This is a genomic window from Solirubrobacter deserti (assembly GCF_027587175.1).
In the GTDB taxonomy this organism is placed as follows: domain Bacteria; phylum Actinomycetota; class Thermoleophilia; order Solirubrobacterales; family Solirubrobacteraceae; genus Solirubrobacter; species Solirubrobacter deserti.
In genome coordinates, this window is the sequence record NZ_JAPCID010000098.1 from 1 (window position 1) to 8373 (window position 8373).

8 protein-coding genes are annotated in these 8373 nt (G+C 74.7%); 2 read left to right on the plus strand and 6 right to left on the minus strand.

Annotation, left to right across the window (positions count from 1 at the left end):
- Window positions 1–103: 103 nt before the first annotated feature.
- The 5 genes from tsaD to OJ962_RS33800 are packed head-to-tail and all read right to left on the minus strand — an operon-like array spanning window position 104 to window position 3068.
- Window positions 104–1075 carry a tRNA (adenosine(37)-N6)-threonylcarbamoyltransferase complex transferase subunit TsaD gene (gene tsaD, locus OJ962_RS33780; protein ID WP_202954013.1) on the minus strand — a complete coding sequence of 324 codons (972 nt, stop codon included), beginning with the start codon at window positions 1073–1075 and terminating at the stop codon, window positions 104–106.
- A complete protein-coding gene (gene rimI / locus OJ962_RS33785) occupies window positions 1072–1575 on the minus strand; it encodes a ribosomal protein S18-alanine N-acetyltransferase (protein WP_202954012.1) in 504 nt (167 codons plus the stop codon). Before rimI ends, tsaD begins: the two co-directional genes overlap by 4 nt.
- Entirely contained in the window at window positions 1572–2303 is a 732-nt protein-coding gene (gene tsaB, locus OJ962_RS33790; RefSeq protein ID WP_202954011.1) for a tRNA (adenosine(37)-N6)-threonylcarbamoyltransferase complex dimerization subunit type 1 TsaB, read from the minus strand. Before tsaB ends, rimI begins: the two co-directional genes overlap by 4 nt.
- Entirely contained in the window at window positions 2300–2725 is a 426-nt protein-coding gene (tsaE, locus tag OJ962_RS33795) for a tRNA (adenosine(37)-N6)-threonylcarbamoyltransferase complex ATPase subunit type 1 TsaE (RefSeq protein ID WP_202954010.1), read from the minus strand. The genes tsaB and tsaE overlap by 4 nt, the downstream gene beginning before the upstream one ends.
- Window positions 2712–3068, minus strand: a complete 357-nt coding sequence (locus OJ962_RS33800) for an LPXTG cell wall anchor domain-containing protein (protein ID WP_202954009.1) — start codon at window positions 3066–3068, stop codon at window positions 2712–2714. The genes tsaE and OJ962_RS33800 overlap by 14 nt, the downstream gene beginning before the upstream one ends.
- A 46-nt stretch (window positions 3069–3114) precedes the next feature.
- Here OJ962_RS33800 and OJ962_RS33805 point away from each other — a divergent pair, with 46 nt between their 5' ends.
- Both OJ962_RS33805 and OJ962_RS33810 read left to right on the plus strand, forming a co-directional pair.
- Window positions 3115–5448, plus strand: a complete 2334-nt coding sequence (locus OJ962_RS33805) for a glycosyltransferase (RefSeq protein WP_202954008.1) — start codon at window positions 3115–3117, stop codon at window positions 5446–5448.
- On the plus strand, window positions 5445–6131 hold the full coding sequence (locus tag OJ962_RS33810) for a class I SAM-dependent methyltransferase (protein WP_202954007.1): 687 nt from the start codon (window positions 5445–5447) through the stop codon (window positions 6129–6131). The genes OJ962_RS33805 and OJ962_RS33810 overlap by 4 nt, the downstream gene beginning before the upstream one ends.
- Here OJ962_RS33810 and OJ962_RS33815 read toward each other — a convergent pair.
- Window positions 6052–8373, minus strand: a 2322-nt coding sequence (locus tag OJ962_RS33815; RefSeq protein WP_270006928.1) for a hypothetical protein, incomplete at its 5' end; no start/stop codon positions are given. The two genes, OJ962_RS33810 and OJ962_RS33815, sit on opposite strands and share 80 nt — an antisense overlap.

The following is an 8373-nucleotide window of genomic DNA, read 5'->3' on the forward strand; positions in this document are numbered from 1 at the left end:
CGGCGCGCCCGCGGGGCCGGGCGGCGACGGTTCGCCGGTGGCCCCGGCGGGCGCGGCGTCGTCGCCGCGCGCGGCCGCGTCCCCCTCGCGTGGCTCCGCCACGTCAGGCGGCGCGCTTCGTCGCGTACGCGTCGAGCGCGAGGTAGTGCGGGTACGGGGTCGGTTCGACGTGGCGGGCCGCGGACGCGATCATCGCGGCGTTGTCCGTGCAGAGGGCGTGCGGGGGCACGTGGACCGGGACGCCCAGCGACTGGGCGCGCTCGCGCAGCAGGCGGTTCGCGGCGACGCCGCCGCCGATCGCCAGGCGCGGCTCGTGCTCCGCTTCCAGCGCGCGCTCGACGCGCAGCATCAGCGCCTCGACGATCGCGTGCTCGTAGGAGGCGGCGAGGTCGGCCTTCAGGCGCTCGGTCTCCGCCTCGCCGAGGTCACGCACCTTGTACAGCAGCGCGGTCTTCAGGCCCGCGAAGGAGAAGTCCAGGCCGGCGACCTTGGCCGCGATCGGGAACTTGAACGCGGTCGAATCCCCGGAAGCGGCCAGCTTCGACAGCGCCGGCCCGCCCGGATAGCCCAACCCCAGCAGGCGGGCGCCCTTGTCGAACGCCTCGCCGGCGGCGTCGTCGAGCGTCTGGCCCAGCGTCTCGTAGCCGACGTGGTCCTCCACCCGCGCGAGGAACGTGTGCCCGCCCGAAGCCACCAGGCACACGAACGGCGGCTCGAACCCGCCGAGGAAGTTCGCGGCCACGTGGCCCTGCAGGTGGTTGACGGCCGCGAGCGGCAGCCGCCGCGCCGCCGCCAGGCCCTTCGCCGTGGCCACGCCGACCAGCAGCGCGCCCACCAGGCCGGGCCCCTGGGTGACCGCGACGAGCTCGATCTCCTCCCAGTCGACGCCTTCCATCGCCTGGTCGACCACCGGGTTGACCAGCTCCAGGTGGTGCCGCGACGCCCACTCGGGCACCACGCCGCCGAAGCGCGAGTGCACGCCCTGGGAGCTCACGACGTTGGACCGGATCTCACCGGTACGGGTGACGACCGCCGCGCAGGTGTCGTCGCAGGAGGTCTCGATCGCCAGGATCATGTGCCGGGCACGTCGTCGAGGGTTCCGCGCAGGGTCGCGGGCGTGCGCCACATCACAAGTGCGTCCTCACCATTGTCCGCGTAATAGCGCCTGCGCACCCCGGCGGACCTAAAGCCGAAGCGCTCGTAGAGCTGGATCGCGCCCGCGTTGGACCTGCGCACCTCCAGCGTCAGCTGCGCGTCGTGCTCCACGCGCGCGAGCAGCGACGAGAGCATCGCGGTCGCGATCCCGCGCCGGCGCTGGGTCGGGTCCACGGCGACGTTCATCACGTGCCAGACCGTGTCGTAGCGTGAGCAGATCAGGTAGCCGCCGAGCTCCGGCTCGCCGCCCGCGGGGATCTCCGCCGCCAGGCAGATGCCGGTCGGCTTGGACAGCTCCAGCACGAACATCGCCAGCGACCAGGGCGACGTGAACGCCCGACGCTCGATCGCGACGACCTGCGGCAGGTCGGCGTACGTGAGGCGGCGGACTTCGATGGCAGCGGCTGGCGGGGCGGTCAAGGCTTGGGCGGGACGGCGTCCGGCTCGCGGAGGTAGTCCGGGAGCAGGGCGTCGCGATCGACGGGCTCCCTCGCCCGTCCGAGCCGAGCCACCATCAGGGCGCTCACGCGGTGGGCGCGGGAGCTGTCGGACGGCACCGCCACTCCGGACCGTTCGAGCTCCGACCTGAAGCGTACCGCCCCGTCACCGACGCCCAGCATCGGGCTGCGCCCCCACTCGCGCCGCGCCGCGACGCGCTCCGCGAGGTCGGCGGGGGTGAACACGGACGGCTCCATCGTCACGCGGTGGTGGCGGTAGATCGCGGCGAAGACCTCACCGCGGCGTGCGTCCAGCACCGCCAGGACCGGGCCGGCGATCTCGGGCGCGCCCGGCAGGTCGAGCTCCTTGGGCGTCGCGAGCTCGACGCCGCGCCCGAGCGCCTCCAGCGTGGAGACGCCCACGACGGGCAGATCATGCCCCTGGGCCAGCGCGCGCGCCGTCGAGATCCCGAGCCGCAGGCCCGTGAACCCGCCCGGCCCCACGCCCACGCAGATCGTCGCGACGTCGTCCCAGGTCACCGCCGCCTGCTCGAGCGCCTGCTCGAGCAGCGGCTGCAGGACCTGGGCGTGGCGCGGGCTCTCGTGCGGCGCGGGATCGTCGCGGCGCTCGACCTCGCGCCCGCCGGGGACGAGTACGGCGACAGCGGTCGCGCGGGTCGCGGTGTCGATCCCGACGATCGCGCCCGTCAAGGGTCGACCTCGATCCGGCGCCCGTCACCGCCCGTGTGCGACAACCGCACACGGTGCTTGACGCGCTCGGCCGGAAACGCGTCGGTGGCCTGTTCCGGCCACTCGACGAACACGATCGCGTCGTCCGCGAAAAACGGGTCGAGCAGTCCGGGATCCTCACCCGACATTCCCGCGAGCCTATAGAGATCCAGATGCGAAAGCGGCCCGCTCGCGCCTTCGTGCATGTGCCCGACGACGAACGTCGGCGACGTGATCGGCCCCTCTACGCCCAAGCTTCGCAATGCCCCCCGCACGAACGTCGTCTTCCCCGCTCCGAGGTCCCCTGACACAAGGACCACGTCGCCGGGCGCGAGCGTGCGGGCCAATTCCGCGCCGGCGCGCTCGGTGGCCTCGGGTCCGGCCGTCAGCTCAGTCTTGGTCACGCAGGCGCGTCCGCAGGGCGAGGCCGGAGCCGAGCAGGAGCGCACCCCCGAGTGCGAGCGGCCAGGCGTCGATGCCCGTGCGCGGCAGGGTCGGACCCGCCGGGACGGGCGTCGCGGTGGCCTGCGGGACGCTGGGGGTGGCGGTCGCCTGCGCCGTGGACGGCGGCGCGGGCGTCGCGGTGGCGGCGGGAGCGGCGGGCGTCGCGGTGGGCGTCGCCTCCTGCTCCTGCTCGTCGCCGAAGGGGTCGTTGTACTGGTCGTCGCCCGCGCCCTGGGCGTACGCGCTCGGGGGCGCGAGGACGATGGCCGTGGCGGCGATGATCAGGGCGTGCCGGGGCGACATGGGCGGGCCAGTGTAGTCTGGTGCATCGGCTACGGTCATCGGCTCGATGGCCCACATCCTGCTGCTGACCGACCGCGACTGGACGCACCCGCAGGGCGGCGGCACCGGCGCGAACCTCTTCGGTCAGGTCATCCACTGGCTCCAGTGGGGCCATCGGGTGACGGTCGTCGCGGGCACCTACGAGGGCGCGGAGCCGGTCTCCCGCCCCGCGCCGGGCCTGGAGCTGCACCACATGGGCTCACGCACGACCGTATTCCCGCGCGCGGCGTGGGCCGTGCGGCGCGGGCTCGCGCGCGAAGCGGACGTCGTGCTGGAGGTCGTGAACGGGATCGTGTTCTGGACGCCGCTGTGGCTAGGCGGCAAGCCGCGCGTCACCCTGGTGCACCACGTCCACCGCGACCACTACGTGACCGAGCTCGGCCGCGTGGGTGCGGTCGCCGCAGTGGTGCTGGAGACGCTGCCGCTGAAGCTGCTCTACGGCGGGTCACCGTTCCTGACGATCTCCGAGTCCGCGAAGGCCGACCTCGTCGAGCTCGGCGTGCCGGAGGACGACGTGCGGGTCGGCTACCTCGGCGTGGTCGGGTTCGAGGGCCCGCTGCCCGAGCGCTCGTCGACGCCGCGCCTGCTGTATCTCGGCCGGCTGAAGAAGTACAAGCGGATCGAGTTGCTGCTGGACGTGGTCGAGGCGATTCCGGGCTCGGTGCTCGACGTGGCGGGCGAGGGCGATCACCGGACGGAGCTCGAGGCCGAGATCGCGCGCCGCGGGCTGGGCGAGCGGGTGATCCTGCACGGGCACGTGAGCGAGGAGACCAAGGCCGCGCTGTACGCGCAGGCCTGGGTGAACCTGACCGCGTCCTCCGCGGAGGGCTGGTGCCTGACCGTGATGGAGGCGGCGACGTGCGGGACGCCCAGCGCGGCGCTGCGCGTCGGCGGGCTCCCGGAGTCGATCGTGGACGGCCAGACCGGCCTGCTGGCCGAAGACGGCTCTGGCTTGGTCGCCGCGGTGCAGCGGCTGGTGAACGAGCCGGGGCTGCGCGAGCGGCTGGGGGCGGCGGCGCGGGAGCGCGCGTCGGGGTTCACGTGGGAGCGCACGGCGCGCGAGACGCTGGACGTGCTGGAGGAGGCTCGCGCGCGCGAGCCCGTGAAGCTGCGGACGGTCGTCTCCCGCTCGGAGACGCTGAAGGCCGTCGGCATGGCCGCCGCCACGATGGCCAACAACGCGCTGGCCGTGATCTTCACCGTGCTGTTCGCGCGGCTGCTGGGCGCCGAGGACTACGGGTCGCTGGCGGCGCTGGTGTCGGCGTTCGTGATCCTGGCCGTGCCGGGCTCGGCGCTGCAGGTGGCCGTCGCACGCGAAGTCGCGCTCGGACGGCTAAGCGTGGCCGAGACCCTGGCCGTCTGGCGAAGGCGCCTGCTGATCGGCGGCGCCGTGGTGACCGCGCTCGCCGTGCTGTTGCGCGAGCCGATCTCCGACCTGATCGCCGTGGAAGAGGCGTGGGCCGCAGCCGCCACGGCGCCCACCGCGGTGCTGTGGATCCTGCTGTCGGTCGAGCGCGGCGCGCTGCAGGGCGTGCACGCGTACAAGCCGGTGGCGTGGTCGCTGGTGTTCGAGGCGACGGGCCGGCTGCTGTTCGGTGTCGTGCTGGTCGGCGCCGGGCTGGGCGTGACCGGTGCCTACCTGGGGACACCGCTGTCGCTGCTGGCCATGGCGCTGGGGCTGTGGTGGATCGGGCGCGGGCGCTTCGGCGCCGCGCACGGCGGGCACGCCGCGCAGCGCCTCTGGGACCTGGTCGGCGGGGCGTGGCCGGCGGTCGTCGGCCTGTTCTTGATCGCCGTGCTGCAGAACGTGGACGTGATCATGGTCAAGCGGCAGATCGGCGGCGACGAGGCCGGCGCCTACGCGGCGGCCGCAGTCGCGGCCAAGGCGGTCGTGTGGATCGCGATCGGCATCGGCTTGTACCTGTTGCCCGAAGCGACGCGCGCGGCGCGGCTCGGGCAGGACCCGCGGCCCGTGCTGGCGCGGGCGCTGGGGGTGGTGAGCGTGGTCGCGGTGCCGATGCTCGCGGTGTACGCGCTGGCGCCGGAGACCGTGTTGCGGCTCGCGTTCGGGCCGGAGACCGTGGTGGCCGCGGACGCGCTGTTCGTGCTCGGCTGCGCGATGTCGCTGCTCGCGGTCGGCTATCTCGCGGTGCAGTACATGCTGGCGCTGGGGCGGGTGGCGTTCCTGCCGGTGCTGGGCGCGGTCGCGATCGCCGAGGTCGCGCTGCTCGGCGGGCTCGGGATCGAGTCGCTGGTCACGTTCGCGGCGATCGTGCTCGCCCTGCAGGCGGCGGCGGCGTTGTCGGTGCTCGCGATCGGCCTGCGGCGAGTCGCGACTTGATCGAGGGCTGGCTCACCGAGGGTCAGGCCGCGCGCCTGGAGGCTGCGGCTGCGCGTTCGCGGCCGAGCGGGGCGGTGGTGGAGATCGGCTCGTTCCGGGGCAAGTCGGCGGTCGTGCTCGCGCGCGCCGCGAGGTCGCTGATCGCGATCGACCCGCATGCCGGGTCGGACCGCGGCCCGCAGGAGATCGGGGCCGACGCCGCGCGCGGCGACGCGGACTTCGAGGCGTTCCACGCGAACCTGGAGTCGGCAGGCGTCGCGGACCGGGTCCGGCACGTGCGCAAGTTCTCGTCCGAGGCGCATGCGGACGTGACCGGGCCGCTGTCGCTGCTGTACGTGGACGGCGCGCACCGCTTCGGGCCGGCGCGCTCCGACCTGCACGACTGGGGCGTGCGGGTCGCGCCGGGCGGCGTGATGCTCGTCCACGACTCGTTCTCGTCCATCGGGGTGACGTTGGCCCTGCTCGTCGAGTGCTTCTGGTCGCCGCGCTGGCGGTACGTGGGCCGGACGGGGTCGCTCGCCGAGTTCGAGCGGGTGGTCGACGGTCCGCGCGACGTCGGTGCGTGGCTGCGCGAGCTGCCCTGGTTCGCGCGCAACGTGGTCATCAAGGTGCTCGTGGTGGCGGGGCAGCGGCGCTGGGCGGAGCGGATCGGGCTGGACCCCGCCGCGCCCTGGCCGTACTGAGTTCCCGCGCGAGCGCGAGGATCAGCAGGGTCACGCCCGCGACGGCGACCCAGTGCACCGCGATCCCCTGCTGCGCGTACTCGGGGTTGAACCCGCCGCGGTTGTCGGGCCTGATGAAGAGCGTGAGGACCGGGACCGCGACGGCAAGGATCGCGCCGCCGGCGAACGCGAGCCGCCGCGCGCCGATGCCGCGCCACAGCGTGATGAACACGACGAGCGCGAACAGCGGCACGGCGCGCGCGGCGAACACGAACCCCAGCGCGAGCCCCGCCGGCACGGCGACGAGCGCGGCGTCGCGGGCGGGCACGCGCCGGGTGGTCGCGCCCGCCGCCGCCTCGCCGCCCGCCGCCACGGCCGCTGCCCTTCTTCGTGGCCACACGAGCACGGCCACCAGCGCGAGCACGGCCACGAGCGACACGACATAGCCGGCGAGCACCAGCCGGTTCGGCGCGAACGTGATCTTCACCTCGCGGCAGCTCGCCGGGACGTGCCAGGCCGTGCCGAACGCCGCGCCGACCTCCGGCTCCCCCAGGTCCTCGTCGTCGCAGGTGGCGCGGCGGCCGCGGTTGTAGCTCTCGGCGAGCACGAGGCGGGCGGGCGCGTCGAGCTGCAGGCGGATGCCCGTGCGGGTGCCGTTCGTGCTCGCGCGGCCGGCGTCGAGTACGCGGCCCGGGCTCGGCGGCGCCGCTCCGGTGCCCGAGCGCAGACGCAGCAGGTACGGGGCGAGGACGCCGGCGGGAAGCTGGAGGCGGGTCGAGCCGGCCGGCAGCGTGACGGGCTCGCACCCAAGGACGCGCAGCGGCCGGCCCGCGTCGAGGTCCTGGATCGTGCCGAGGGCGCGCAGGCGCAGCGGACGGCCGCCGACCGTCCCCGTGAGCACGCAGGCGTCGCTCAGTTGGCCGGTCCGCGGGACGGTGGCGCGCGTGCGCGTCCCGCGGATCTCGGCGATTCCGACCGCGCGGCGCTCACGTGCCCCCGCGTCGCCCCGCGCCGCGAGGATCTCGAGCCGGAACCGGCTTCCACGCGCCGGCGGGAAGCGAACCGTGTCGCCGGTGACGTCCACGGGCGGTGAGGGGACGCCGTCCACGACGAGCCGCACGCGGGTCGGCCGGCGCACGCCGGCCACCGGCGCGAGCGTGAGCGTGTCGATCGTCTGGCGCGGGCCGGTCCACTCGATCCACGCCGTGCGGCCGTGCAGGTACGCGCCGATCCACGGACGGGGCGTGCCGTCGAACGCGCTCGAGGCGCGGAAGCCGGGCCGGCCCTCGAAGCGCGCGGAGCTGGTGAACCCCGCCGGCCCGCCCACCAGGCGGTCGAGCTGGTCGTCGGGCGCCGTGGCGGCGGCGCTCGCCCAGCCGTCGACGTCGTACGTGCGAGCCGTCGGCGGGCTGAACACGCGCGTGAGGCCGGTCTCCCCGTCGAGGCGGTCGCGCGCGAGCGCCGCGCCCGAGGGTCCGCGCTTGGGCGTGCGCCGGAACGGGTCGTCGCCGGTCGTGCGCTGGAACAGGTAGGTGAGCGCGGCGTCGTCGCTGACCGCGCGCTCGGCGAGCGTCGGCGGGCGCAGCGCCTCGCGGGCCTGCAACCCGTCGATCCGCAGCTCCCGGATGCCGCCGGTCGTGGCCTTCAGCCCGGCGGGCTTGTGGATCTGCGCGATGCGAACGGTGAGCGTCTTGACCGCGCGCAGCCCGACGTCCAGCCGGTTCCAGCCGCGCTTGACGTCGTACCGCCGGCCCTGCACCTCGACCGCGAGCACGGTCGACGTGCGGTCGTTGTACGGGAGCAGGTCGAGCGTCGCGATCTCGCGCGGCTCGGTAAAGGTGAGCGAGAGCACGTGCCGCTCGGGCACCAGCGCGCGATCGGCCTGCCACTGGGTATGCGGATCGCCGTCGATCGCGGCGAACGGCCGGTTCTCTGGGAACTGCGGGAACCCGGGCGAAGACGGCGCGCTGATCGCCTCGATCCCGTCGTAGACGGCGACCGTCTGCGCGTCCGCGCGGGGGAACGGGTTGAGGACGGCTGCGTCGATCGAGGGCGCCTCGCTCGCCGCCAGGACCGGCCCCGCGTTCTGCACGAGCCGCGAAGGCACGTGGATGCGGCGCCGGTTGGAGTCCGTGACCACGACCTCGTCCGCCGCCGCGATCGTCTCGGGCGGGACGTCCCCGGCGTACGCGAGCCCGCCCGCGCCGAGCGCGGCGGTCGGCGCCGGCGGCTCGCGCCCCGCTTCCGCGGCATCGCCCCCGGG